The following is a 25,192-nucleotide window of genomic DNA, read 5'->3' on the forward strand; positions in this document are numbered from 1 at the left end:
ATTAATATGACTGCATTGTACTATAATCTTAATAACCACTATGATTCTCATTTTATTTATTCACTTGAGAAAAGTGACATTCGTGATAACAATCCTGAGAAAATTATGAAGAAACCTTTGGATACTACTGAGCAGAATCGCATTGCGGCATTATACGAATTAAAAATTCTGGATACACCAGCAGATGAAAGATTTGATCGAATTATCCGACTCACTTCGGGTTACTTATCGGTTCCTATTGCTTTTATCTCTTTTATTGATTCTAATCACCAATGGTTTAAATCCAGCTGTGGTATAGGTCTTGACAAAATATCCCGGAATGATTCATTTTGCCACTACACTATTCAACAAAATAAACCAATGATTATTCCAGACGCATTGTTGGATGAGCGATTTTGTAATAATCCCTATGTGACTAATTCACCAAATATTCGTTTTTACGCAGGATTTCCCTTATCTACAGTTGATGGTTTTAATGTGGGAACACTATGTGCAATAGATAAAAAACCACGTAATTTAGATGAGACTGAAATTCAAATTTTAAAAGATTTGGCAACTTTGGCAGAAGATCAACTCAACCTGCTGGATATTTCGCTTCTTGAGAAGGCTGTACGAGAAAAAAATATCTCTCTGACAAAAGCAAAGAAAGAGCTTGAAATGCGTAATAATTTTATTCGCAAAGTATTTGGTAGTTTTATGTCTGATGAGATTGTTGCAGCGCTTCTTGAGTCCAAGTCAGAGTTAAAATTAGGCGGAGAGGAGCGCAAAATTACAATTCTGTTTAGTGACTTAAGAAATTTTACGACTCTGTCGGAGCATTTCCCTGCGGATAAAATTGTTGCTGCACTTAACAATCATTACGGAAAAATGGTTGATGTTATTGAAAAATACAATGGTACTGTCGATTCTTTTATTGGTGACGCTATTATGGTGGTATTTGGAGCACCACATTCTGGAGGAGATGATGCATACAGAGCGATAGCTTGTGCATTAGAGATGCAAGCGACCATGCAAGAGGTGAACACAATGAATCGCAATTGCAGTTTACCCGAATTAGCAATGGGCATAGGAATTAATACAGGTTATGCTATTGTAGGCAATATTGGTTCTCAGAAGCGTATGCAATATAGTGCAATTGGCTCCCCTGTTAATCTGGCATCACGCATTCAGGATCTGACTTTGGGAGGGCAGATTTTAATTTCTGAGGCAACTTACCAGGAAGTTAATCATTCGCTTGAATTAAATGGGCATCTGAGGGTAAAAGTTAAGGGAATTGCTTCTCCTATCACTATTTATGATGTAATCGGTCTGGATAAAAAATCAGATTTATAAAAAATAGTGCCATTGCATTAAAAGAATCGATAATAAAACCATGAGGACAAGCAATCGCTTACATTCATGATCTCAATGATATGGTGATTGAAATATGAAGTCCCATAGGATAGATATGACTAAAAATAAATTTAAAGTAATTAATCCGCTTTTAAGTCTTATGAATGTAGGAGAGGCAACCTATAAAGACTTGCAATTGCTTGAGGTTAATTCAATTCAACAACTTGCTAATGCATGTGCTGATGAACTGTACTTGCGTTTGCAACAAATTACTGGCCAATCTCATGATCCATGTGTTTGGGATGTCTTTGCTGCTGCTATAAACGAAGCATGTACAGGACAAAAACAACCTTGGTGGGAATGGACAAAAGTACGAAAAAAAAGGCAAATGGAAGGAGCATTTTGTATTTAAAGTATTCAACATCACCATCATAATATATAATAAACATTTTATTCTTTACCCATAATTCTAATATGAATATCTTTATTAAATTAATTGCCATGCTAGTTGGGGTATTTTTTTTACCATCAGTTGTCATGGCTTCAGGCACCGCAACAACTGATATTGGTGCAAGTAAGTATATTTCATCGCTAGTATTTCAAGTTATTCAAAATCAGATGGTCTTGGACAGCTCAACAGTAGAATCGGCAACAATAGTATTACCTGAAATTTCAACTGACAGTTATGGTGTCCATATTAAATTAAAAACTATTGCAGCCACCACATTTGGACAAATGACTGAAAACGGTATAGGAAAACAAGGAAGCTTCATCTTAAATGGTATAGTGATATCAAATCCAATAATTCGAAGCAGGATAGGGGATGAGTTCATTGTAACAGGGTTTACCAAGAAACAGGCGAACCAATTTATTGAAAGCATGACGTCAAAAATAATTAAAATTAATCCGGCGAAGTCATGCTTATCTAATTCACATTAGATCTGAAGAGAAAGCTATTTCAACAACATCATTTGGATCAAACATCGATTTAAAATGTTTAAAACTTTCAAGTCTGGACTCTTCGTTTTGATCACGTGAAAGTAAGTCTTGTCCATATACGGCTATGTCTTCGACAATTCGTTCATGTCTGTAATAAGACAAAATTATTTTATCAACGTTTGTTTTACCATAACCTTCATAAAAATAATCGATTTCATGGGGTTTATTCCATACATTGCCAATGCCACCGCCAATGAACATCAAATCACGCTCTTTTGGCGCTAACATGGGCTCATCCCAATCAATAATGTAAATAGATTCCTCATTAACGACCAACATATTACCCGCATGTATATCAGAATGACACAGTACATATTTATCTAAATCAGGTTGAATTTTTTTAGATAGTTCTTCTGAAGAATCGACTAATCGATGAATTGAATCGATATTTTGATTAAAAAAAGATTTGAAGTCAGTAGTAATTTGATCATACGAATCATCAAATCCAATTTTGCTATAAAAGGATCTTACCATTTCACGCCATTTAGGCGAGTACGTTTCTTTTCTTAATCGTTTTTGAATAGCGGAGGGAAGAGAGGTTTCATGAATTTGCCTTAATACTTTTCCAAGCTGTTTCCACTGTTTTTCTGTTAAATTTTGGGTGAAACCATTGGGCGCATCAATAAATGGATACACTATTATTTTAAAATGATCTATTTGCTGAAATAATTTCGCATCACGCGTGTAGATAGGAAAAATAATTTCTTTTATTCCAGAATCATGCAAGAGGCGAATGATTGATAAATTAATTTCATCATGATGGCCGTATTTCAGCTTTACGAAATAAGAATTGGATTCTGAGTCCGCTTTATATCCAAAGGCATTCATATCAGCACCACCGGCCATCAGTTGTACTGAATGAATATCAATTCCATAATAGACTTTCAAAAGCTCAATGAGTTGTTGATCTGGAATATTATTTCTTAGCATAAGAGTCAATTATTGTTTGGAAATTAGTATAATGGTAAAGCAAACAATATAATTGGAATACTATTATTACTTGGATTCAAGGCATAAAAAGTGTTTGCAACTGGAGTTTAACATGGTGGAAAAGAATAAAGATAAAGTTTATCAAGTATATGACGAGATCCTTGACTGGTTTGATGATAACCGCACTAAAGATTTGACTATGGAGAAATTTTATTTAAATTTCATTCAAACATGTCTCAAACCTAAAAGCAAAATATTAGATGTAGGTTGTGGCACTGGAGAGCCTATAGCTCAATTTTTAATCAATGAAGGTTATGATGTAACCGGAATAGATGCCAGTAGAAAAATGATTAGTTTGTGTAAACAACGATTTCCAAAAAACAAATGGATTTTAGCAGATATGCGTACTTTAGATTTGAATGAAAAATTCCATGCAGTTATTGCCTGGCATAGCTTTTTTCATTTACCTCATGATGATCAAAGGATGACTTTAAAGTTACTAGCCTCCTATGTTGATCAAAATGGTTTATTAATCTTTACATCAGGACCTGAATACAATGAAGTTTGGAGTAATAATGGAGGATATGATTTATACCATGCATCTCTTTCTACCGAAGAATATGAACAGATACTTATAGATAATAATTTTAAGGTACTGGCGCATAAAATTAGAGATCCAGATTGTGGCGATGCGACAGTTTGGGTTGCCCAAAAAAGCTAGTCGCCCATATATATACTATATTCATATAGCTTTATCGATAAAATCCTTCACTCAATTAAAATACCTCAATGAAGAATGCGAATATACGCTTAATCTCTAACATTGAATACTATAATCACATTAAGTCTGATTATCAAAATAATCAGACTTAATGTGAGTGTGTAGGGTGATCACCGTTAGATAATACGGCAGTATTGGTAAGCAGTTAATGAACCCTACTCGTTCTGGGCATAATATCGATTGCTTTACATTTAATTTACTCTCTAACCGATTGTGCTGATAAACAAAACTTCGCTAGCTGATACCTTCTTTCTGTTGCGTGAACTCGGTTGCTTTCCAAGCGTTTGAAAGTTCTTTCCAGAAGCCTGGTTTGTGTGCGTATGATTATGCCGTCAATTAAATACTCCTGCGTTATCCAATCCAAGTATCTGAAATTAGCTTTTGTTTTTAAAGATATGGTTAATTAACGGATTGCGCTTTATATAAACCAATTTAAATAAAAAATGATCATGCTCTACCTTTACAATTAAGAATACATTAAGAGTTTAGAAATCATGACCAATACCAACAGATCAAATACTGAAGATTTAGAGCAACAGTACCTTAGCGCACGAGATACTATTGTGAGGCCATGATGGCCGTGCACAAGAGAGCAGCGGAATTGCTAAGTGAAATGCCATTAAATAATAGTAATCCATCCATATGTTAAGGTTTAAAATCTTTTAATTCATTATCCAGATCCCTTCCCAGTTCAAAGGCTTGCTTTGCTGCATGTGATGACTTAACAGCAAAAAAACCGCTCTGATTTGAGGAACCCAAGTTTGATATACTTTTTATAAATATATTGATACTGTTTAGAAGTTGATTTGAGAGATTCTGTAAATAACCTTCCGATTCTAAATCTTTCTGTAAAAATGGAATGGTACTTTCTATCGTTCGTTTCGCTGTATCGGCAAAGTCATAGATTGACTCTAGAGAAGGATTTGAAAATGCTTCATTTTTATTTTTCCTCAGCGACTCCAGTAATTCATTGGCTTTAATTTTTGCATCAGGATAATGAAGACCTATATCTTTTATTTTTTCTCCAAATTCATTTAAAATTTTATCAATATTGGTACTAAGATTATAGAATTTTTTTGTAAAAATTATTTCATCTCTCCAGGCATTATAATCCTTTTGTGTCTTGAAAAACTCCCCTCTTACACCTGCTTTTGCAAGTCGTCGCTCAATTGATATACCACTACTATGTATCAAGGTTTCTGGAGATTTAAAATAGTAATCAAACTCATCATTTTTCATTTTCAAAAATTGTTCTTTAAGCTTTCCAAGTTCTATGGCTGGGTCTAGTATTTTTTTATCTTGAGATGCTGGAGTATTGGGTAATATAACGGTATTTTTTTTTGTTGTATCATTTACTTTACGTTGTTGTTGTTCTTCTTCTTTAAGTTTTGCTAATTCTGCTTTTGTTCTAGAAAATCTTTCATCTCTCAAGGGAGCATCATCAGATTCAAGAGTACTTGGAGATAAATCAGTATTTTTTCTTGCAGAAATTACTTCTTCTATCCAGGAAAAACAATCTTCTTCTGTCTCAAAAAACTCCAAATTGAGGCCTATCCCGGAGAGGCGAGCCAATATCAAAGAGACACTACGGGGTGAAGTATCTCCTTTGTTAAAGAAAAAATTAAAATCTTTATTTTTCATCCTCACACATGTTTCTGTAAACTTTGCTAGTTCATCCGAAGGTTTCATAATTTAGTCTCCATATAGGGCGTGCCATATTTGATTATTTAAGTGCGCTTTGTTTAATAATTGTATTATAAGTTTATAAAACAATCAATGTGACTTGCTGTCAACAAGTTGGCTTATAAGGTTTAATTCTTCAAGAGTTATATAAACAACGGCTTCTCTAATTAAAGTTTTATTTGACTTTTATTTAAGGAAGGACTTTAATTTGCTGGTCATAACGCTTCTCATCAGCATTCTGTAATAATTTTTCGTTGTCCATAATATACCTTAGAAATTTTTTAAACCATCTGACTTCCTCAGGTTTGGGAGGCTTGGTTTCTAATGTCTCTTGTACTCCAGTAATAAAACTTTCAATAGCTTTATCATAAAAATGAAACTGCCCATTTGAGTCTCTATAATCCGTTCTATACTAATATCTATTGATAGCTAGCCTTTTGTTTGGTTATTCCCATAGAGGTCTTGAGTATTTATATAAACCCATGCATTAACCCCTGAGTTCAATTTCACATTCACACGCTTGTACTCAGAGACTTCATACTCATCCGTTTGTGCCAACTCTTCTTTGCTGATAGTAAATACAGTACCTTGAATTGTATCTGAAGGATTGCCAGTATATGAAATAATGGGATGGCAATTATCGCCACTTGTCGCAACAACGTCTGTGTTTTTAATTTCAACCATAGATAATTTGAATCCTTGTAATGTATCTTCTTGACCTTCCAGTTTTCTACCGAAATTGGCAATTTGTACTTTTTCATAACGTAAGGTACCGTAGGAAAATAACTTTTCTGTCTGCGCTTGGCTCATAAAATCAATCTCTTTAAAATAAAAAGTAGTGAATTTTAATCGTTTTCCTATTATTATCAAAGTGAGATTTATAAAACCAATGGGAGCAAATGATGTCAAAATTTTTTAATTTAAAGACAGGTACCTTACATTGTGTAGAATCCTATGCTGGTGCAGTCAAATTTCCCAAACAGCTAAATCAGGAATCAAGAAAAATAAACGAAGAGATTCTCGATAATAATGGTTATCCTTTGATGGCGCCTAAGTTAAGACGTCAAAATGCTAATCAGTTAAAAATGTTTTTTTCCGGTGAAAATAATACTCTTTTAAATGGATCATATGATCTCAGGGATCATTCAAACAAAGATCTGACGGAAGTCACAAATATAATCACTTATCGTTAATTACAATTAGGTATTTGCCAAAATAATAATTAAGCAAGTACCTAACAAGCGAGTTTTTCACTCAGCCCTGCCTTCAAGTACAGTACAACCGCATTTAATTTTGTGGCTTATATATGGCCGATCAAATTGGTTGTCTTGTTTATATACTCCAATATCAAATTGAGATTGCTTATCCAGAACCGATGCAGTGGTTAATACTAAAAAATAGGCAAAGTTGTTAAATCCTTTAACCTGATTTTATGCCTTAATTAAGTACTCCATAACTAATTATTAATTATTTTGTACTATAATTCCACAAAAACACCTAAGTATAGAAGAGGTAGATTATGGTAACGAAAATAATTTGGGTTTCTAATAATGGTAAACCTAATTTAAAAATGGAGTTTGTAAGTCAAGAAGAAAAAAGTAAATTTTTCAAGGAAGTAAAGACAAAAGCAAGCGAATTAGGACTAAATTTTCCATTAGTGCAAGGCCCTGGCAATTCTCTGCTGATAGAGGCTTCAAATTACCCAGCTGATCCTTGCGGTTGTTATATATCTCCAGGGGGAAAGTTAGCTATTAATTTTGGAAAAGTGGAATTGAGTCATTTTATATTACCTAAAGTAGGTGTGAAAACGGAGCATGCTGAGATTTTCAAAGACCATAATACTATTTTTTTCCATAAAAATAAGCTTCCAAGTGTGAATTCAGAATTAACGTTTGTACCAATTGGTACACCTGTTATTGTTCCCGTGCCAAAACCGGGGGCTACTTCTCCAACATTTTTTAATCCTTCAAAGTCGGGGGATTCTTCGATTTCTATTACTGCGACGGGAAACGTTGATAGTCCGATGATAAGAATTACTTTTCAAAATCAAACAGAGAGAGAGTTTTTTTTAAATAAAATAACAGATAAAGCAAAAAGTTTAGGGGTTAATATTTCAACTCACCCTTTTGAAATCAAAGACCCTAATATGATACTTATTAAACCTTCGAAATACCCCGATAATAAATTAGGCTGTTATATTTCCAAGAATAAGGAGATTGCAATTAATTTTGGGAGGACAGAATTTAGAGACTTTGTGTTGTCTAATCTCGGAGTAGGCTCTCATTTAGGAACCTGCCCAACAAAAAATGAAACAGGTAACGATACTTTCTATTTTAATCAGGAAAATCTTTCTCTAAATGGCCCCTCCTTATTGCTAAATAACAAAATAACCAAAGAAATAGAGAAAAATGATTATCTACTCTCTGCTAATGGATCCAAGGCCATTGACTATGTTTGGAGTAATTTTTTAAAACATCCTTATAATCCTAAACTGAAACAACCAGATGCTAATGTAAAGGCAGCATGGGAAAAACATACTGAATGGGAGCACTGGTCTAATATGGGTCAGGATTGGTCATTAAATACTCCCTCGGGTTTGGTTCCCAGGCCAAATCATGGAATCGCTCATACATTACGAGTTGCACAGCTTGTACCAGTCATTGCTGAGTTTTTGAAAGCATATTCAGGTGATCCAAAATTCCAAAAGTTAACGCAAAAAGAAATACAAAAAGCACAATACATGATGTTATTTTCAGTAATTGGGCGTGAAAACGATATGAGCTGGACAGATGCCAATCATTATCAGCAGGCATTTAAGGAAGCATACAATGGACAGCACTCTAAGCACATCTATGCTACTTTCAAAGAAAATGCTCAAAAAGGATTTTTAAACCATGTGGTTACTAATAAATCGTCATTAATTCCTTCGCTATTTTCCGATGAAAATGAGCTTCAATATTGGGCTGAAGCTTTAGATACAGGCAAGCCCGGAATTTCTTCTGCATCTGGCATACTTATGGCTTTAGCTCATGATCTGGATCTCATGAGATGTTATGACAAAGGAAAATTCAATAGTCTTAAAATGAAAGATTTGGTAGTCAGACTTGGAGGAAATGAAGAGGCAGCAAAGAAACTGGCCGATTATGCTCATGATCTGATTGTAGCGACTGGAGATCGATGCATGGGGTATGGGGTAACTCAGGATTATAATTACTCTCTTTTTGGCAAATGTAGTCTTGATCCAAATGAGTGTCTAAAACAGCTTCAAAGTATTCCTAAGCCAGAGACAACTTTGGCAAATCAATATGGTATTTGAGATTAAATCTTTTATACTATGGCTGTAGCCAGTTTAAATCGTACAGTTATTTAATTAGCATCCTTTTGAATGCAAAGGGTGCTGTCTATTGTCCTAACAAATAAAACACTAGCCCGATTGAAATTATTGTCTTGATCTTATATTGTGACTTCACTGAACTGAAAGCGGATAACATGGTTTTTGATCAGTTGAAATAAGGAATATTAATTTTTAGTTTTTTTGGTAAAACAGGGAGTATTTATGAAAACAGATCAATCCAAGGTAAAAAAGTTAAGTGATTATAAGAGCCTTGATTATTTTGTAATTCACGTTGATTTGCAAATCGATCTCAGCAAAAAACCAGTTGAATCCAAAGCCCGTCTTACAGTAGTTCCCAACCCGAGTATTGATTCACATTCAAACGATTTGGTATTGGATGGTGAGAATATGACATTAGTATCGTTACAAATGAACGATAACTTATTGAAAGAAAATGAATATGAGCTAACTAAAGATTCTTTAATAATCAAAAACATACCTCAAAATACTCCCTTTACTATAGAAACGACCTCTTTGCTAGGTGAAAATACCGATTTGTTTGGATTGTATGAAACAGAGGGCGTGGCCTTAGTCAAGGCAGAGTCTGAAGGATTACGCCGAGTATTTTATTTGCCGGACAGACCTGATAATCTCGCGACTTATAAAACCACTATCATCGCAAATCAGGAAGATTATCCTGTTTTACTTTCAAATGGTGTGCTAATTGAGAAAAAAGAACTTCCTTTGGGTCTGCATTCTGTAACCTGGCTGGATGATGTCCCAAAGCCAAGTTATTTATTCGCTCTGGTGGCAGGCAATTTACAGCGCTCAGTAACCTATTATCAAACAAAATCTGGCCGTCAATTACCGATCGAATTCTATGTACCACCATCAGCTACAGCAAAATGTGATTTTGCGAAGGAAGTATTGAAAGAAGCGATGGCATGGGATGAACGTACTTTTAATTTGGAATGTGCCTTGAGGCAACATATGGTAGCCGGAGTGGATAAATACGCCTCAGGTGCTTCTGAGCCAACTGGTTTGAATTTATTTAATACAGAAAATCTATTTGCAACTCCTGAAACTAAAACAGATATAGGTATTTTACGAGTGTTGGAAGTGGTTGCCCATGAGTTTTTTCATTATTGGTCGGGAGATAGGGTTACCATAAGAGATTGGTTTAATTTACCATTAAAAGAAGGCCTTACCACTTTTAGAGCAGCGATGTTCAGAGAGGAGCTATTTGGTACTGATTTGATAAGATTGCTGGATGGCAAGAATTTGGATGAAAGAGCGCCTCGACAAAGTGCCTACACAGCAGTTAGAAGCCTATATACTGCTGCAGCCTATGAAAAAAGTGCTGATATTTTTCGTATGATGATGTTATTAGTAGGTAAGAAACTCTTTTTTCAGGGAGTAGCGAAATTTTTTAAGGATAATGATGGAGGTGCAGTTACTCTGGAGGATTTTATTGATTCACTTAGTAACTCAACTGGTAAAGATCTTCATTTCTTTTTGTCCTGGTTTACTGAATCTGGAATTCCTGAATTGATAGTAACTGATGAATTTAATCCAGATACAAAAAGATATCTTTTAAAAATTAAAACAGTCAACGGGAAAAATCGCCCTGTTCCTTTCCTGATGGGTTTGCTCGATAGTATGGGAAAAGAAATTGTAGCTGATAAATTATTAATCGTTGATCAAGAGGAAATGGAGTTTCAATTTGAAAATATCCAGACCCGCCCTATTCCATCGTTATTACGTAGTTTTTCTGCCCCTGTACACATGAAATATGAATGTTCTTATCAAGATTTATTATTATTGATGCAATTCGACACTAATTTGTATAATCGTTGTGAGGCAGCAAAGCAACTTATTTCAGCTTTACTTAACGATTTTTGTAAAGGGGAAAAAATAGAATTATCTCCTCCGTTCTTCGCTGTTTACAAGACATTACTTTCTGATCATTCTTTAAGTGAATGGATGCTGGCTGAATTAATTACCTTACCCTCTTTAGAGGAGTTGATTGAGAATCAGGAAAAGCCTGATTTTGAAAAATTAAATGAGGGGCGTCAATTGATACAAAATGCCCTTGCAAAAGAATTGAAAACGGATTTTTATAATCTCCTTTTTAGATTACAAATAGCTGGAGATGATCATAAACGAAAATTAGAGGGTTTTGATTTGAAACAGGCGGGATTAAGGCGTTTAAAATCAGTATGTTTTTCTTATCTACTCAATGTTGATTTTGAAAAAACAAAGGAAAAACTGATTCTTCAATTTGAAGATGCTTTAGGCAAAAATATGACTGAGACTGTTTTGGCATTAAATATGTTGTGCGAAATAAATGGTGAGGAAGCTGATGTTGCATTAGAGGATTATTATAATTATTGGAAAAACGATCCGGGTGCTGTAAATAACTGGTTTAGTATTCAAGCATCGGCGCACTCCACTGATGTGATAGAGCGGGTAAAAAAATTAATGCGTCATAGTGATTTTGATTTATCTAATCCGAATAAGGTATACGCCCTACTGGGATCATTTATTAAAAACCCATTTGGATTTCATGCTGCTACAGGTGAAGGTTACCAACTGGTTGCTGATGCCATTCTTGGCTTAGATAAAATTAATCCAACCATGGCTGCCAATTTGACTGAAAAATTTACTTATTGGGATAAATATGATTTAAATAGGCAAGCTATGATGATTAGCAGTTTAAAATTAATCTATTCTAATGCCACTTCATCCGATGTGAGAACTATGGCAAAAAAGGGATTGGATAAGGTAAAAGAAGATCTCCCATTACCAATCCATTTGACTTTTCATGGGGGATCAATCAACCAGAATAAAATCACTCAATTAATCGCTGATGGAGATAAGGAAAATACCTATCTCTTGCATTGATTTTTATTTTATTATCTGACATGAAACAGCCGAGATGTTGTCTAAAAAAGCAGGGAGTGCATACTCCCCTTCTTTATTTTTATAAACTCTTCTCTGCGCCTGGTTTTAAACCAAATACTGCAAGGCCTTGAGTTTTAAACCAAATACTGTCTTCTGTAATGGCATAAGGTTTTAACTCAGGAATGGCCTGTATATTAGAATAACCTGTCGTACAAAAGTAACTTTGCCCAACCAGGTGGAATTCTTTAGTGCTTCTTGCAGGGGTTACTAAAATATGGCCAGAGGGTACAAGCTGTATTAATTGTTTAATAAAACTAACAATATCTTTCTCTTTCTCTATTCCATTTTGTACGCCTAAAAGATAAGGAACAAATACTGTATGAAATGTTTTTAATGGATGATTTTTTATCAGATGCTTCAATTCACCCGCATAAAACTCTATATGATGATCTAATTCAAATTCATTTTGAATTCTTAATTGCACAGCTTGTTGAGTGAGTCTCAGCATATAATAAATATATGATTTTCTTAATAGTTTAGGGTTAATTACCCAAAATACAGAGTTTTTAATTACTCCAGAGGGTAGTTTAAGTAGAGGGGGATACCATTTGGTGAGAGCTGCCAGAAGTTCGCCAATTGAAGGATATGGTTTTCCATTATTATTGTATTCTCTGTAATGGTAATATTTTTTAAATGCTTTTACCCATGCTATAGTCACAGGGTCTTTGTCATAAACAAGAATGGATTTAGCCCCTGCTTGAGCAAATAAAAAAGCGCTATTACCATATCCTGGGATAATTAGGACATTTTTTTCTTTGATTTCATTGTGCAAATTATATCGGTCTTCTTCATGACCAGATAAAACAGATGATAAATAACGTTCTGCTCCCATTGGATAAATTAAAACTTCTTTATTATCAGTAAATCTTGTAATACGCCTCTCTAAAATCCAGTTTATTTCTTGCTTATTGAGTACAGTGTTATAGGTGTTTTTACTTGACATGAATAGGCCTTTCATAAAGCATTATAACTGGCTGGCGCTAAATATGATTCTTTATTTAGTCGACATTTAATTATATTACACTATGCTATTGATTTAAATTTTCCGAACAAATTGTGTTAATATCATTAATGGCTTCATTGTATTCTTTGTTTGATATTTTTTCTATTTGCTCTATAAAACTTAATAATTTTGTTTTGACACAAACGCAATAAGCTTGGATTGTTTTTTTATCATCATCACTTTGGTTTGGATAAATAAGGCTCCATCTGTTAAGACAATATTCTTCAATCGTTTTTGTTGTTACTTCTGATAAAGTCACCTCTTCCTCCAGTTCATCCATGGCATCATGTAATATTGTTTGCGGCAGACAATTTCTAATCGCTTTTTGAACTCCTGTATTATTATCGAGGTTTTTAGTTGAAATGCAGCGACAATATTTGTCTCCAAATTGTTTATATGTTTCTTTGTCAATTGATGGATCCATTTTTTTCATCCAGGTCTCAAAGCAATGTGATTGAAGTGTTTCCTGAGACTGAATATTGGACTCTGAATAAGACAGGGTTGGAGTTATACCTATAAGACCTGCAATCCATATTGATTTTATAAAATTGAAACTCACTTTTGTCACTCCTTTGATGCTTTATTTTATAGTTTCAGAATAACTTAAATTTAATTAGCTACCAATCCCTTGGTTTTCCGTTAAACCAAAAATAGCCACTTTTCTTTTTCATACTAATCAGGTCATAAATTTCTAGTGCTGCTTCACCAGGAAGTTTTTTTGCATTTTGTGTTCCCATATCTGTTTTAACCCAGCCCGGATCAAAACTGGATACAGTTATTTGGGGGAGTCTTTCTGCAAGCAATTTAGTATACAGATTCAAACTGGCTTTTGACATTTTATAATGTGGTTGAAATGGAGAATTATTGGAACTGAATGTCCCCCATCCTGAAGAGATATTAATGATTTGTGCATCATGGTTAAGTTTGGGAATACATTTTTCAGTTAACTCAACTGTACCAAATAGGTTAATTGCAAAGGTTTTTTTCAACAGGGACATATTAATTTTTTCTTCATGCCAATCTTCAAGCAACACGGCGGCATTATTAATTAGTACATCAATTTTAGGTAAATTTTTTGCAAATGCAGCGATTTGCTTCGAAATGGTTAGGTCTAGCCTGTATGTGAGCAGGTTTTTATGTTTTATAGGAGAGTATCCGCTGGTGGAAGTGCCAATAACTATCCAATCTTTGTTAAGGAAAGTTTTAGCAATTTCCAGTCCTATACCTCTACTGATTCCTGTTATGACGAGAGTTTTCAAATTTAAATCCTCTATCAGGGCTTTTGAAATCAAAATAATCGATCTTTTAACTTTTTGCAAAAACAGGGCATATAATAGCCCATACTCTTCGTTAACAAATGCTTTTAATTCAGTCATTTATCAGTCTTAAATGACTGATTCTCTGCTTACCGCCTCTTGTTATCGGTATCTACAAAGCAGTGCTGGATGCCAGGCAAGCCAAGGCACATAGGCTATGTTTAACGAGTCATTTAAAAATCAAATAATTATAGTTCATCTAAGCCTACACGTTCATTATTTTAAAATTCCTGGTTAATACTAGGACAACTTCCCTTATACCCTTGATTCAAGGAATTCACAGTACTATGCACAAGTTTATCCACAGATTTTGTGGATAAATATTTTTATGATAAAAAATAAATTACATACGATAACCCATATGAAATAAGAGAAGATTGATCATCAAACAAGAAGCCAGGAAAATAAAATGAATGGATACAATAAATGTTATCCACAGGTGGATAAGTCACATAGAAATTTTGAGAACAGCTCTATATTAACAAAGAATAAAAGAAAAAACAGTCTTGACTTAAAGTTTTTCCATAAAATTTTTAATGGTAAGAACATTATTTTAGTGATGAAGTATTTTTTTTAAGAGGATTGCGTCTTCTACATTATTTTTATCTTTATAATAGTCTTTTTTGATTTCTACTTTTTCAAATCCCATTGTTTCATAAAGATGCAGTGCGACACTGTTACTTGGCCTTACTTCTAAAATGACTGACTCAGTCTTAGTATATTTTGATAAAGAATAAAGGACTGTTTGTAATAGTTTTCTTCCTAAGCCCTTTGATTGTAATGGTTTGGCTATGCACAAATTTAATATATGGCAACTATTATTGCTTATTCTGGATATGATATATCCAGCAAGAATCGGGCTATCTCCATTATTGATTTCCAGAACTCTGCAATCATACCCAACAAGCACACAATCCCTTAGTATGTCTTTACTCCACGGGGCAATATGAACGTTTGTTTCGATAGAATAAACATTTTCAATATCACTATCTTTCATTCTACGAATGTTTAATATCATTCATTACTCCTGGGAATAATCATACTTAATTTATGATGAATTAAATATTAGCAAATGTGTTATCAAATATTACTAATCAAAATATTGTGTTTAATAATTGTTTCGCCTTTTATTAGACTTCTTGCATGATTATCCTTTTATTTTTTGCCGTGTTATAAACATTTCTTTGGGATGTATAGCAAATTCTGGCTCACAAAACTTTTGTATCTTGCCTAAAATAAACTCTCATGCAATAGGCTTATTATATAATTATATACATATATCAAGCATCCCTTTGCTTGCATGAGCAAAGGAAATGCAATGAGGTATAATTATTAGCTAACTGTAATTATTATTTTTTCTTCTTTTTGGGCAAATACAGATCCGTTATAGTGCCCTCAAATGCTTCTGCTGACTGAGCTATTGTTTCTGAGAGAGTTGGATGAGGGTGAATAGTAAGAGCGATGTCTTCAACATCACAACACATTTCAATAGCTAAGGCAGTTTCTGCGATTAAATCTCCGGCATTAACCCCAACGATACCAGCTCCCAGGATACGGTTAGTTTCAGGGCAGAATAGTAATTTGGTCACTCCCTCTTCTCGCCCCATGCTCAGTGCGCGACCACTAGCGGCCCATGGAAAGGAGGCTTTCTCATAGCTTATTCCTTTTTCTTTTGCTTCTTTTTCTGTTAGACCAGTCCAGGCTAATTCTGGATCTGTATAAGCAACACTAGGTATACATTTTGGCTCAAAATAATGCTTTTTCCCTGCAATTACCTCTGCAGCAATTTTTCCTTCCGGGATGGCTTTATGCGCAAGCATTGGTTGTCCATTCACATCGCCAATAGCAAAAATATGAGGAATATTCGTTCTTAATTGATTATCAACTGGAATAAAGCCACGTTCATCTACTTTGACCCCTGCTTTTTCAGCGTTGATTGCTCCACCGTTAGGTTTTCTGCCTACTGCAACAAGTACTTGCTGGAAGCAAAGTGGTTTATCAGTTGCGTGTTCTCCTTCCATTGAAACATAAATACCATCTTTTTTGGCTTCGACAGCAGTTACTTTTGTTTTTAATAGAAACTTGACACCTTTTTTTGTCATTCGTTTTTGCAAAACATTGACCAGGTCAGTATCAGCATTTGGAATTAATTGATCCATAAATTCAACAACTGTTACATTGACTCCCAGGGATGAGTAGACAGTTGCCATTTCCAAGCCAATAATACCACCGCCTAATACAAGTAGATCACCTTTGATATCTGTGAGCTCTAATGCTCCCGTAGAGCTAAATATTCGTTTATCCTCTGGTATAAATGGTAATTTAATGGATTCTGAGCCTACTGCAATAATGGCATTATCAAATTCAACTTCTACAGTCCCTTCTTTCGTTTCAACAAGAATTTGATGGGTACCTGAAAATTTACCTACCCCGGTAATTACTTCTACTTTTCTTTGTTTGGCAAGAGCTTTTAGTCCCCCAGTTAACTTTGCAACTACAGAGTTTTTCCATGCAACCAATTTTTTACTATCGAATTTAGGTTTGCCAAATGCCACACCTTGTTCGGACATTTCATGGGCTTCATCCACTACTTTAGCGATATGTAATAATGCTTTTGAGGGAATGCAACCGACATTTAAACAAACCCCACCTAGTGAGTCAAAACGCTCGACCAAAACAACTTTTTTATCCAAGTCGGCAGCCCTGAAAGCCGCGGTGTACCCACCTGGTCCACTACCTAATACCACTACATCTGTCTTAATTTTATTAGCCATACGAAGCCTCATTAAAAAATATGTTTTCTTGGGTTATTGGCATTTCATTCGGAGCCAGGAAATACCAATAGCTCTATTCCTCTATATGTCAGAGTAAAACTCTTCTGATATCACCTAAACAATCACAAATAAAGCGACTAAACCTGGCTGCCTCAGCACCGTCGATTACCCTATGATCGTAAGAAAGTGAAATAGGTAACATCAATCTGGGCTTAAACTCTTTATTATCGTATATGGGTTTTATTACTGATCTTGATAAACCCAAAATTGCAACTTCCGGGCTATTTACAATAGGAGTAAATGCCGTTCCGCCTATACCACCAAGGCTAGAAATTGTAAAACAACCGCCTGACATATCAATAGGTGTTAATCCTTTTTCTCTAGCTTTCGTACTGAGTCTGGACATTTCTTTTGCAATATCAATCACGCTTAATTTATCGACATTCTTTATTACGGGAACGACCAGACCATTAGGTGTATCTACTGCAATACCTATATTATAATATTTTTTATAAATTAAATTTTCACCACTGGCATCCAGTGATGCATTAAATTGCGGGTAAGCGTGGAGTGCCTTGCAAACTACGCTACAAACAAATGCTAACAGGGTTAATTTGTAATCTTGATTTTTAGTGCTCTCCGATTCTGATTTTCTAAACGCTTCCAAGTCTGTAATGTCTGCTTCATCAAATTGAGTGACATGTGGAATGCTTATCCAGGAGCGATGTACGTTTGTTCCTGTAAGCTTTTTAATTTTGTTTAAAGGCTTTGTTTCAATTAAACCAAATTTACTGAAATCTATGGCTGGATTTGATGGTAAGCTGAAGCTTCCAGACGTGGTTTTTTCACTTAAACGTACTTTGATATAATTTTGGAGATCTTCTTTCGTAATACGAGATTTTCTTCCACTTCCCTGAACCAGAGATAAATCGACTCCAAATTCTCTTGCCAATCTTCTTACGGCTGGGCCTGCAGATATTAAAATATTTTTTGATTCAGTTATATCCAGGTTATTAATTGATATTGGTTTAGATTTTAACTCTTCACCTGGTTTCTCTATTTCCTTGATAGATTGTTCTGATATATTTTTGATCTGATTTTTTTCGATTTCAGGTGTCTCAGGTCTTGCTGAGGCCTTTAGAGTTAGAATAGGAGAGCCTTGGGATACTTTATCACCTAATTTAATTTTCATTTCGATGACTTTACCTGCATAGGGCGAAGGGATATCCATCGTTGCTTTATCACCCTCCAATGTAATCAATGCCTGGTCTTTTTCTATTTCCATCCCTGGTTTGACTAAAATATCAATGACATCAACGTCACTTGCGCCACCAATATCCGGAATGGATATTTCGATATCTTTAGAATCAGGTGTAGATACGTTTGTTTTTGTATCAACGGGTTTTTTTTCTGGTTTGGCTTGCTCTGATTCAGCTTTTTTCTCCTGAGGGCTAGAACCATTTGTTGTTGAATCTGACTTGGCTTTGATGATGAGATCGCCTTCGGATACCTTGTCACCAACTTTAACGAGAATTTGCGTTACCGTTCCAGATATTGGAGAAGGGATGTCCATGCTTGCCTTCTCAGATTCAAGCGTAATCAATGGTGTATCTACTTCGATCTGATCACCTTCCTTAACTAAAATCTCAATGACATCAACTTGATTGGCGCCACCGATATCAGGAATTTTAATTTCACTTTCTTTTGTCATATTTTCCTCAGCATTCAGTTAAACCGGAACTATCTTCTGTTCTGATTATTTGTTTAACTAATGGGTCATTGGATCCAATTTATCCGGATTAATATTGTAACGTTTCATGGCATCGACAACTTTTGCTTTGTCTAGCTCACCTTCAGCTACAAGTGCATTTAATGCCGCCAAGACTATAAATTTTGCATCAACTTCAAAGAAATGACGCAGTTGGGATCGGGTATCACTTCTGCCGTAACCATCTGTGCCTAAGGTAACATAGCGATTAGAAATAAAAGGCCTGATTTGATCTGCGTAAATACGCATATAGTCAGTTGAGGCAATAATAGGTCCACGACGTCCCTTTAGTTGTGATGTAACATAACTTTCTTGAGGTTTATTCTTGGGGTGCATGTCATTGTATCTCTCAACAGCCAAACCTTCTTTACGTAACTCATTGAAGCTGGTTACACTCCAGATATCCGATGTAATTGAAAAATCTTCTTCCAACATCTCTGCTGCTTTGATAACTTCACGTAAAATAGTACCGCATCCCATTAGCTGGACATGGCTTTTTGATTTTTTCTTATTTTCTTTTAAGAGATACATTCCTTTAATAATACCCTCCTCTACTCCTGCAGGCATATCGGGATGAGAGTAGTTTTCATTCATAATAGTAATGTAATAAAACACGTTTTCCTGTTTTTCATACATACGGTGCAAGCCATTTTGGATGATAACTGCTAATTCATAAGCGTATGTGGGATCATAAGAAATACAATTGGGTATTGTTGATGCTAAAACATGGCTATGCCCGTCTTGATGTTGTAATCCTTCTCCAGCCAACGTTGTTCGTCCAGCAGTTCCACCGAGCAAAAATCCTCTCGCTTGCATATCTCCTGCCGCCCATGCCAAATCACCAATACGCTGGAAACCAAACATAGAGTAATAAATATAAAACGGAATCATTGCCAGTTTGTTTGAACTGTAAGACGTAGCAGCAGCAATCCACGAGCAAAATGCCCCAGCTTCATTAATGCCTTCTTCAAGAATCTGCCCGTCAACTGCTTCCCGGTAATACATCACTTGTTCATGATCTACAGGGGTATAAAGTTGGCCTACAGGAGAATAAATTCCTATTTGTCTGAATAATCCCTCCATACCAAATGTTCTGCATTCATCTGGTACTATGGGAACTATTCTGGAGCTGATGTCTTTGTTTTTGAGTAGAGCTGAAAGAATTCTCACAAAAGCCATTGTAGTGGAGATTTCTCTATCTCCTAATCCTTTGGTAATACCGGAAAATTCTCCCAAATCAGGTATTTTTAACGGTTCTACTTCAGTTGACCGATGAGGTAAATAACCACCCAAAGCTTCCCTTTGTTTTTTAATATATTTGATTTCAGGACTGTCATCATCAGGTTTATAGAAAGGAATATCAGCAATTTTGTCATCGCTGATTGGAATATTAAATCGATCTCTAAATGCTTTTAGTTGATCTATGGTCATTTTCTTTTGTTGATGAGTAATGTTTTGACCCTCACCAGCTGCTCCCATTCCGTATCCCTTTATGGTTTTTGCAAGGATTACGGTTGGAGTTCCCTTGTGCTCAACTGCTTTGGCATAAGCAGCATAGACTTTTTGAGGATCATGGCCACCACGATTTAAACGCCAAATTTCCTCATCAGTCATATTATCAACCATTTTCTTTAGCTCTGGGTATTGATTAAAGAAATGCTGTCTTACATAGGACCCATCGTTCGCCTTGTAAGATTGATAATCTCCATCCAGACATTCTTCCATTCTTTTCTGTAGCCAGCCCTGATTATCGCGGGCAAATAATGGATCCCATCGACCTCCCCATATGACTTTGATAACGTTCCATCCAGCTCCACGAAATAGACCTTCAAGTTCTTGAATGATTTTACCGTTACCACGTACAGGCCCATCAAGTCTTTGTAAATTGCAGTTCACCACAAAAATGAGATTGTCCAGCTTTTCTCGTGCTGCAATACTGAGTGCTCCAACTGATTCAGGCTCATCCATCTCGCCATCACCCAAAAATGCCCACACTTTCCGACCCTCAGCTTTGATCAGTCCTCGGTTTTCAAGATATTTTAGAAAGCGGGCTTGATATATTGCTTGTAGAGGGCCTAAACCCATGGATACGGTGGGAAATTGCCAAAAATCGTTCATTAGCCAGGGGTGAGGGTAGGAAGATAGACCATCTGCTTCTACTTCTTGTCGGAATTTTTCAAGTTGTTTCTCTGTTAATCGACCTTCAAGAAATGCTCTGGCATAAATACCCGGAGCCGAGTGGCCTTGGATATAAAGCAAGTCCCCGCCGTTTTCTCCTTTTTGTCCCTTAAAAAAATAGTTAAATCCAGTTTCATATAACGTTGATGCGGAAGCATAAGAAGCGATATGACCACCAAGCTCTGGTGCATATTTACCTGCTCTAAGCACCATAGCAACAGCATTCCATCTAATTAATGCATTGATGCGCTTTCCAATTCCTTCATCGGGAGGCATTTGTTTTTCTTCGTGAGGTTTTATGGTGTTTCTGTAGGGAGTATTAATTGAACTGGTTAGTTTAACCCCCTCAGCATTTGCTTTATTAAGAAGCTGTTGTAGAAGAAATGCAGTACGCTCAGGGCCATCATTAAAGAGTACAGCTTGTAGGGCATCCAGCCATTCACGCGTTTCTATTGGATCCAGATCTAAATTTGTTTCATTGGTCATGAAATAGTTCCCCAGCAATCAATAATTTTATGAACAGTATGGTACGGGTTGTAATTTTTTCTGAATTACACCAGAACAACCTTGATTACATGCATTAAAATCTGCAGAGCAATTACAAGTTACTTTGCGGCATTGTAGTGGATCACGGTAAGATTGCAACCCGCGAGTAATATATCCGCCTTGGACTTTAACTTCGTGAAGGTATTCCAGATAATTTTGTTTGGCAAAATTGTTTGTTTTTGCAGAACAATCTCGGCAATTGTTTGTGCAATTTTGCTTGCAGTAATCAAGTTGTTGAAGACAAGTTTGTCGGCATTGGCTTAAGGTTTTATGACGGGCAATTTTATTGTTTAGTGTGGCACAAGCTGAAAGCACCAATATAATAAGACAAAAAAGTAAACGGAATGCAGTGTTCATGATTCAAGTCCCACATTAATTTATTGTTAAACAGAACATTATAGCCAAGCTACTAATGTAAATAATGCAATAAAAACCAATAACACTATTGTGGCATGTTCTACAAGATTTTCAGCAACGGCCATTGGCACTTCTTCAGTATCATTGATACGAACTGCTTGCAAACCACACTCGCTCAGTATTTTATGATTTGAATCAGGAGAAGTTAGAACATGTTGAACGAATAGATGAAAACCTCGTTGAAAATTTCCAACTAATAAAAACAGTAATGCAGTGATTCTGGCTGGTATCCATTCAAGAATGTTAGCAATCTGACTTGCCTGAATGCTTATAAAATTAATTTCTTTACATAAAGCAATTAATCTGTAGGTTAATGCTGCAATTGGCCCTGCGATGATGTACCAGAATACAACAGCAAATAATTGGCTGTTTACCTCTGTTAAATATTCTCCAATTGAATCGGTTTCAGTTTGATTGGTACGCTTTTCCACAATTGGGTAAAAAGCATTTTGTGGCCCCAGACAGTAGTAAAAAATAAACAGGCTAAGAATTAGGCCAAATAATCCAAACAGAATACTTTGTAGTGAAAAATAGATAAGGGAGGTGAGAAGAATAATAGGTAATATGATAGCTATCAAGGCAGCCCAAGGATTAGAAAAATATTCATTTTTATCAATGAATTTTTTTAGAAATAGACAGTAGTTACTAAACCAGGAAAATCGCTGATAGGAAATTGAATGGATTAAAAACCGTTCACTGAGCAAGCATAATACTATTACCAGTAATTTCATTTGATTAATCCTTACGCATTTTTTCAGATAAAGCTATAGGTGTTGGATATTTCAATACAACAAGATACGATGAAACGATAAAAGTTAAAATAGTTGTTGCCTGGATTAAATTGGAGGCAACTTCTGAAATCAGATTTGTACTCAGGGCGATGCTCGCAACTAACAAAGAAAACTCACTCCCCTGCCCCAGGCGAATTCCCACTTCTTTTGCTACTTGTTTTTTCTCACCGGAGCGGGCAAGCAATATATAAAATAGCAACGGCTTAATAATCAGTATCAATGTTGCTAATATCACTGCCGGGATAACTACCTGGGCTCCAAACCCAAAATTAAAAGTGGCTCCTATCGAAAAAAAGAACATGACAAGGAAAAAATCTCTTAATGGTTTTAAACTTTCAGCAATAAATAGTGAAATTGGGCTGGATGCCAAAGCGACTCCTGCTATAAAAGCGCCTATATCTTCTGATAACCCTATTTTCTGTGCTAAAACTGATATTCCCAAACACCATCCTATTGAGAGTAAAAAAACGTATTCCTGAGTTCTATCAAAACGTGCCAGCAATTTTATCAGGATATATCTTTCAAACAAAAAGGAGAACAGACACAAGGCAGGTAGTGCGATAATAACAAGGATGAAATCATTGATTGATAGGTTTCCATCCTGATGGGCACCATTAATTAATATCAAGAGAACGATAGCTATAACGTCCTGCATTAGAAGCACACTAATCATCACTTCACCAGTATGTTGGTGATGTAAAATGGTTGTCGGTAATAATTTTAAGCCTATAATTGTACTTGAAAACATCATGGCCCCGCCCAATATCAACGACTCAGTTACTGTGAGGCCGAACCATCTCCCAATTCCATAGGCAAGCGCAGCAAATAGAATTGAACTTACAATTGCAATCCATGTAACTTTTTTTAGCATATGAATCAAATTCTGAGGCTGTAAATGCAATCCTAGTAAAAAAAGCAGGAATACTATTCCGATGTCACCCACCTGTTTAACAACTGTGACATCAGAGACAAGCTTTAATCCCCAAGGACCAAAGATCGCTCCGAGTATTATATAAGCGACCAATAATGACTGTTTGGTATACAATACCAGGGTAGAAAAAAAAGCAGCTCCAGCAAATATCAGAAATATAGTGTAAAATACAGAGCCATCATGCATTGATTGAATACCTCTTAAGAAAAGGTAGTTAAAATTGAATTATAAAATCAATTTTATCCATTAATCTATTAATTAGCTATTATTATTGTTTATTAAAAATAAATTGTTGTCTTTAGATAGAACCAAGATGATATCCATTGATGAGAGTGTCATCGATAGAGTCATAATGTGCTAGTAAAATTAACATAAGTTACGCGCACATTCAGAATCAGTTTGAGTAAAATGTTAGACGTAAAACAATTACTTTTCCAAACCATTCTGATTGAGTTTTCTTATTTTTTTAAAGGTATGAATTAACCAGTTTTTTCTACGAAACAAATTAAATTAAAACAGAAAAGGATCCTGTTATTCCGTTATTTGATAATTTTGTTTTAAGGTTGTCAGCCATTAATTTGTTACCAAAAGGTCCTACTCGAACAATATAGTGCTGTTTATAGTGTTCAATAAACACCGGCGACGGCGTAATATGAATTAGTTTCTCTTTCAAACGTTTCGCCAGCGCTTCTGAGGAAAAAGCTCCTGCCTGTAAATAATAATGACCTTGCCCAGCAGGTCCCATTAGCGTTTCAATTTCAACATGAGCTGTTCCTTTGGGAAAAACCCCCAGTTTTAATGCGGCGGCATAAGAGAGATCTATGACACGATTTGCGTGAAATGGTCCTCTGTCATTAACCTTAACTATTGCAACTTTGCCATTTTCCAAGTTTCTTACCTTGACATAAGTTGGCAAAGGTAATGTTTTGTGGGCAGCAGTCATGACATACATGTTATAAGGTTCACCACTGGAGGTGCGCTGTTTATGAAATTTTGTTCCATACCATGAGGCAATGCCACGAGTTTTATACCCTGTTGAGTTTTTCATGACTTCATAAGTACGACCGTCAACATAGTATTCAGAAGGATTGCCATATCTGCTTAATGGTTCTTTGACAGGTACTGGTTCTTTAAAGCTTACTTGTTTATCTTGTTTGGGAGCAGCATCCTGCTGAATTGTATAACGATTGGTTTTGTATTTATATCGATCGTAGACAGAGTTTTTAGTGTGAGTAGTCTGGTGTTTATTATTTGTCAGGTTGGGTTTGTCATGAGTTGTTTGGCAACTTGCTAAAAAAATTGAAAAAATAATAGATAGTTTGCGCATATTCTTTGATATTTCTTATTGTTATGACTTATTGCTAATATTACCAAAAAATAATAATTTTCGAAGTGCGATTAAATTAATTCGCAACTTATTTAGCTTTATAAAAAAATATTAATAT

21 protein-coding genes are annotated in these 25,192 nt (G+C 35.4%); 7 read left to right on the forward strand and 14 right to left on the reverse strand.

Annotation, left to right across the window (positions count from 1 at the left end; genetic code table 11):
• The first annotated feature begins 6 nt into the window (after nt 1-6).
• From OQJ02_RS06945 to OQJ02_RS06955, 3 genes are all read left to right on the forward strand, one after another.
• Nucleotides 7-1,332, forward strand: coding sequence for an adenylate/guanylate cyclase domain-containing protein (locus OQJ02_RS06945; RefSeq protein ID WP_265718490.1), 1,326 nt, complete (start codon nt 7-9; stop codon nt 1,330-1,332).
• A gap of 115 nt (nt 1,333-1,447) precedes the next feature.
• Entirely contained in the window at nt 1,448-1,744 is a 297-nt protein-coding gene (locus OQJ02_RS06950; protein ID WP_265718491.1) for a helix-hairpin-helix domain-containing protein, read from the forward strand.
• Nucleotides 1,745-1,806: 62 nt separating this feature from the next.
• Nucleotides 1,807-2,271: a SecDF P1 head subdomain-containing protein gene (locus OQJ02_RS06955; RefSeq protein WP_265718492.1), complete on the forward strand. Its 465-nt coding sequence runs from the start codon at nt 1,807-1,809 to the stop codon at nt 2,269-2,271.
• Here OQJ02_RS06955 and aph(9)-Ia read toward each other — a convergent pair.
• A complete protein-coding gene (aph(9)-Ia, locus tag OQJ02_RS06960; protein ID WP_265718493.1) occupies nt 2,263-3,261 on the reverse strand; it encodes an aminoglycoside O-phosphotransferase APH(9)-Ia in 999 nt (332 codons plus the stop codon). The two genes, OQJ02_RS06955 and aph(9)-Ia, sit on opposite strands and share 9 nt — an antisense overlap.
• A 112-nt stretch (nt 3,262-3,373) precedes the next feature.
• On the opposite strand from aph(9)-Ia, the gene OQJ02_RS06965 reads away from it, so the two are divergent.
• Nucleotides 3,374-3,982 (forward strand): class I SAM-dependent DNA methyltransferase, encoded by a 609-nt coding sequence (locus tag OQJ02_RS06965; protein ID WP_265718494.1) that lies wholly within the window; start codon nt 3,374-3,376, stop codon nt 3,980-3,982.
• Nucleotides 3,983-4,687: 705 nt separating this feature from the next.
• On the opposite strand, the gene OQJ02_RS06970 is transcribed toward OQJ02_RS06965, so the two are convergent.
• Together OQJ02_RS06970 and OQJ02_RS06975 are read right to left on the reverse strand one after the other, a co-directional pair.
• Nucleotides 4,688-5,683 carry a hypothetical protein gene (locus tag OQJ02_RS06970; protein ID WP_265718495.1) on the reverse strand — a complete coding sequence of 332 codons (996 nt, stop codon included), beginning with the start codon at nt 5,681-5,683 and terminating at the stop codon, nt 4,688-4,690.
• A 471-nt stretch (nt 5,684-6,154) separates the two neighbouring features.
• Nucleotides 6,155-6,535 carry a gamma-glutamylcyclotransferase family protein gene (locus OQJ02_RS06975; protein ID WP_265718496.1) on the reverse strand — a complete coding sequence of 127 codons (381 nt, stop codon included), beginning with the start codon at nt 6,533-6,535 and terminating at the stop codon, nt 6,155-6,157.
• An 89-nt stretch (nt 6,536-6,624) separates the two neighbouring features.
• Here OQJ02_RS06975 and OQJ02_RS06980 point away from each other — a divergent pair, with 89 nt between their 5' ends.
• From OQJ02_RS06980 to pepN, 3 genes are all read left to right on the forward strand, one after another.
• Nucleotides 6,625-6,918: a peptidase gene (locus OQJ02_RS06980; RefSeq protein ID WP_322783376.1), complete on the forward strand. Its 294-nt coding sequence runs from the start codon at nt 6,625-6,627 to the stop codon at nt 6,916-6,918.
• 326 nt (nt 6,919-7,244) lie between these two features.
• Nucleotides 7,245-9,041, forward strand: coding sequence for a Dot/Icm T4SS effector Lem10 (gene lem10, locus OQJ02_RS06985; protein ID WP_265718498.1), 1,797 nt, complete (start codon nt 7,245-7,247; stop codon nt 9,039-9,041).
• 240 nt (nt 9,042-9,281) lie between these two features.
• On the forward strand, nt 9,282-11,963 hold the full coding sequence (gene pepN, locus OQJ02_RS06990) for an aminopeptidase N (RefSeq protein WP_265718499.1): 2,682 nt from the start codon (nt 9,282-9,284) through the stop codon (nt 11,961-11,963).
• Nucleotides 11,964-12,042: 79 nt separating this feature from the next.
• Here pepN and OQJ02_RS06995 read toward each other — a convergent pair whose 3' ends face one another.
• The 11 genes from OQJ02_RS06995 to OQJ02_RS07045 all read right to left on the reverse strand — a co-directional run bounded on the left by OQJ02_RS06995 (nt 12,043) and on the right by OQJ02_RS07045 (nt 25,074).
• Nucleotides 12,043-12,966 carry an ABC transporter permease gene (locus tag OQJ02_RS06995; RefSeq protein WP_265718500.1) on the reverse strand — a complete coding sequence of 308 codons (924 nt, stop codon included), beginning with the start codon at nt 12,964-12,966 and terminating at the stop codon, nt 12,043-12,045.
• Nucleotides 12,967-13,051: 85 nt separating this feature from the next.
• Nucleotides 13,052-13,585, reverse strand: a complete 534-nt coding sequence (locus tag OQJ02_RS07000; protein WP_265718501.1) for a hypothetical protein — start codon at nt 13,583-13,585, stop codon at nt 13,052-13,054.
• 58 nt (nt 13,586-13,643) lie between these two features.
• Nucleotides 13,644-14,285 (reverse strand): SDR family NAD(P)-dependent oxidoreductase, encoded by a 642-nt coding sequence (locus OQJ02_RS07005; protein ID WP_322783404.1) that lies wholly within the window; start codon nt 14,283-14,285, stop codon nt 13,644-13,646.
• A gap of 610 nt (nt 14,286-14,895) precedes the next feature.
• Nucleotides 14,896-15,360, reverse strand: coding sequence for a ribosomal protein S18-alanine N-acetyltransferase (rimI, locus tag OQJ02_RS07010; protein ID WP_265718503.1), 465 nt, complete (start codon nt 15,358-15,360; stop codon nt 14,896-14,898).
• Nucleotides 15,361-15,691: 331 nt separating this feature from the next.
• A complete protein-coding gene (gene lpdA / locus OQJ02_RS07015; RefSeq protein ID WP_265718504.1) occupies nt 15,692-17,116 on the reverse strand; it encodes a dihydrolipoyl dehydrogenase in 1,425 nt (474 codons plus the stop codon).
• An 88-nt stretch (nt 17,117-17,204) separates the two neighbouring features.
• The gene (locus tag OQJ02_RS07020) at nt 17,205-18,827 is read right to left on the reverse strand and encodes a dihydrolipoyllysine-residue acetyltransferase (protein WP_265718505.1); all 1,623 of its coding nucleotides are present in this window, start codon (nt 18,825-18,827) and stop codon (nt 17,205-17,207) included.
• Nucleotides 18,828-18,884: 57 nt separating this feature from the next.
• Nucleotides 18,885-21,548, reverse strand: coding sequence for a pyruvate dehydrogenase (acetyl-transferring), homodimeric type (gene aceE, locus OQJ02_RS07025; protein ID WP_265718506.1), 2,664 nt, complete (start codon nt 21,546-21,548; stop codon nt 18,885-18,887).
• A gap of 27 nt (nt 21,549-21,575) precedes the next feature.
• Nucleotides 21,576-21,965, reverse strand: a complete 390-nt coding sequence (locus tag OQJ02_RS07030; RefSeq protein ID WP_265718507.1) for an acyltransferase — start codon at nt 21,963-21,965, stop codon at nt 21,576-21,578.
• A gap of 38 nt (nt 21,966-22,003) precedes the next feature.
• Nucleotides 22,004-22,756 (reverse strand): hypothetical protein, encoded by a 753-nt coding sequence (locus OQJ02_RS07035; protein WP_265718508.1) that lies wholly within the window; start codon nt 22,754-22,756, stop codon nt 22,004-22,006.
• Nucleotides 22,757-22,760: 4 nt separating this feature from the next.
• Nucleotides 22,761-23,933, reverse strand: coding sequence for a cation:proton antiporter (locus OQJ02_RS07040; RefSeq protein WP_265718509.1), 1,173 nt, complete (start codon nt 23,931-23,933; stop codon nt 22,761-22,763).
• 319 nt (nt 23,934-24,252) lie between these two features.
• Nucleotides 24,253-25,074, reverse strand: a complete 822-nt coding sequence (locus tag OQJ02_RS07045) for a septal ring lytic transglycosylase RlpA family protein (RefSeq protein ID WP_265718510.1) — start codon at nt 25,072-25,074, stop codon at nt 24,253-24,255.
• Between the last annotated feature and the right edge of the window lie 118 nt (nt 25,075-25,192).

The organism is Legionella sp. PATHC032, assembly GCF_026191185.1.
Lineage (GTDB): Bacteria > Pseudomonadota > Gammaproteobacteria > Legionellales > Legionellaceae > Legionella.

Coding starts and splice junctions, on each gene's coding strand:
- OQJ02_RS06945 (WP_265718490.1), top strand. CDS start 7: ATGACTGCATTGTACTATAATCTTAATAACCACTATGATTCTCATTTT.
- OQJ02_RS06950 (WP_265718491.1), top strand. CDS start 1,448: ATGACTAAAAATAAATTTAAAGTAATTAATCCGCTTTTAAGTCTTATG.
- OQJ02_RS06955 (WP_265718492.1), top strand. CDS start 1,807: ATGAATATCTTTATTAAATTAATTGCCATGCTAGTTGGGGTATTTTTT.
- OQJ02_RS06965 (WP_265718494.1), top strand. CDS start 3,374: ATGGTGGAAAAGAATAAAGATAAAGTTTATCAAGTATATGACGAGATC.
- OQJ02_RS06970 (WP_265718495.1), bottom strand. CDS start 5,683: ATGAAAAATAAAGATTTTAATTTTTTCTTTAACAAAGGAGATACTTCA.
- OQJ02_RS06975 (WP_265718496.1), bottom strand. CDS start 6,535: ATGAGCCAAGCGCAGACAGAAAAGTTATTTTCCTACGGTACCTTACGT.
- OQJ02_RS06980 (WP_322783376.1), top strand. CDS start 6,625: ATGATGTCAAAATTTTTTAATTTAAAGACAGGTACCTTACATTGTGTA.
- lem10 (WP_265718498.1), top strand. CDS start 7,245: ATGGTAACGAAAATAATTTGGGTTTCTAATAATGGTAAACCTAATTTA.
- pepN (WP_265718499.1), top strand. CDS start 9,282: ATGAAAACAGATCAATCCAAGGTAAAAAAGTTAAGTGATTATAAGAGC.
- OQJ02_RS06995 (WP_265718500.1), bottom strand. CDS start 12,966: ATGTCAAGTAAAAACACCTATAACACTGTACTCAATAAGCAAGAAATA.
- rimI (WP_265718503.1), bottom strand. CDS start 15,360: ATGATATTAAACATTCGTAGAATGAAAGATAGTGATATTGAAAATGTT.
- lpdA (WP_265718504.1), bottom strand. CDS start 17,116: ATGGCTAATAAAATTAAGACAGATGTAGTGGTATTAGGTAGTGGACCA.
- OQJ02_RS07020 (WP_265718505.1), bottom strand. CDS start 18,827: ATGACAAAAGAAAGTGAAATTAAAATTCCTGATATCGGTGGCGCCAAT.
- aceE (WP_265718506.1), bottom strand. CDS start 21,548: ATGACCAATGAAACAAATTTAGATCTGGATCCAATAGAAACGCGTGAA.
- OQJ02_RS07030 (WP_265718507.1), bottom strand. CDS start 21,965: ATGAACACTGCATTCCGTTTACTTTTTTGTCTTATTATATTGGTGCTT.
- OQJ02_RS07035 (WP_265718508.1), bottom strand. CDS start 22,756: ATGAAATTACTGGTAATAGTATTATGCTTGCTCAGTGAACGGTTTTTA.
- OQJ02_RS07040 (WP_265718509.1), bottom strand. CDS start 23,933: ATGCATGATGGCTCTGTATTTTACACTATATTTCTGATATTTGCTGGA.
- OQJ02_RS07045 (WP_265718510.1), bottom strand. CDS start 25,074: ATGCGCAAACTATCTATTATTTTTTCAATTTTTTTAGCAAGTTGCCAA.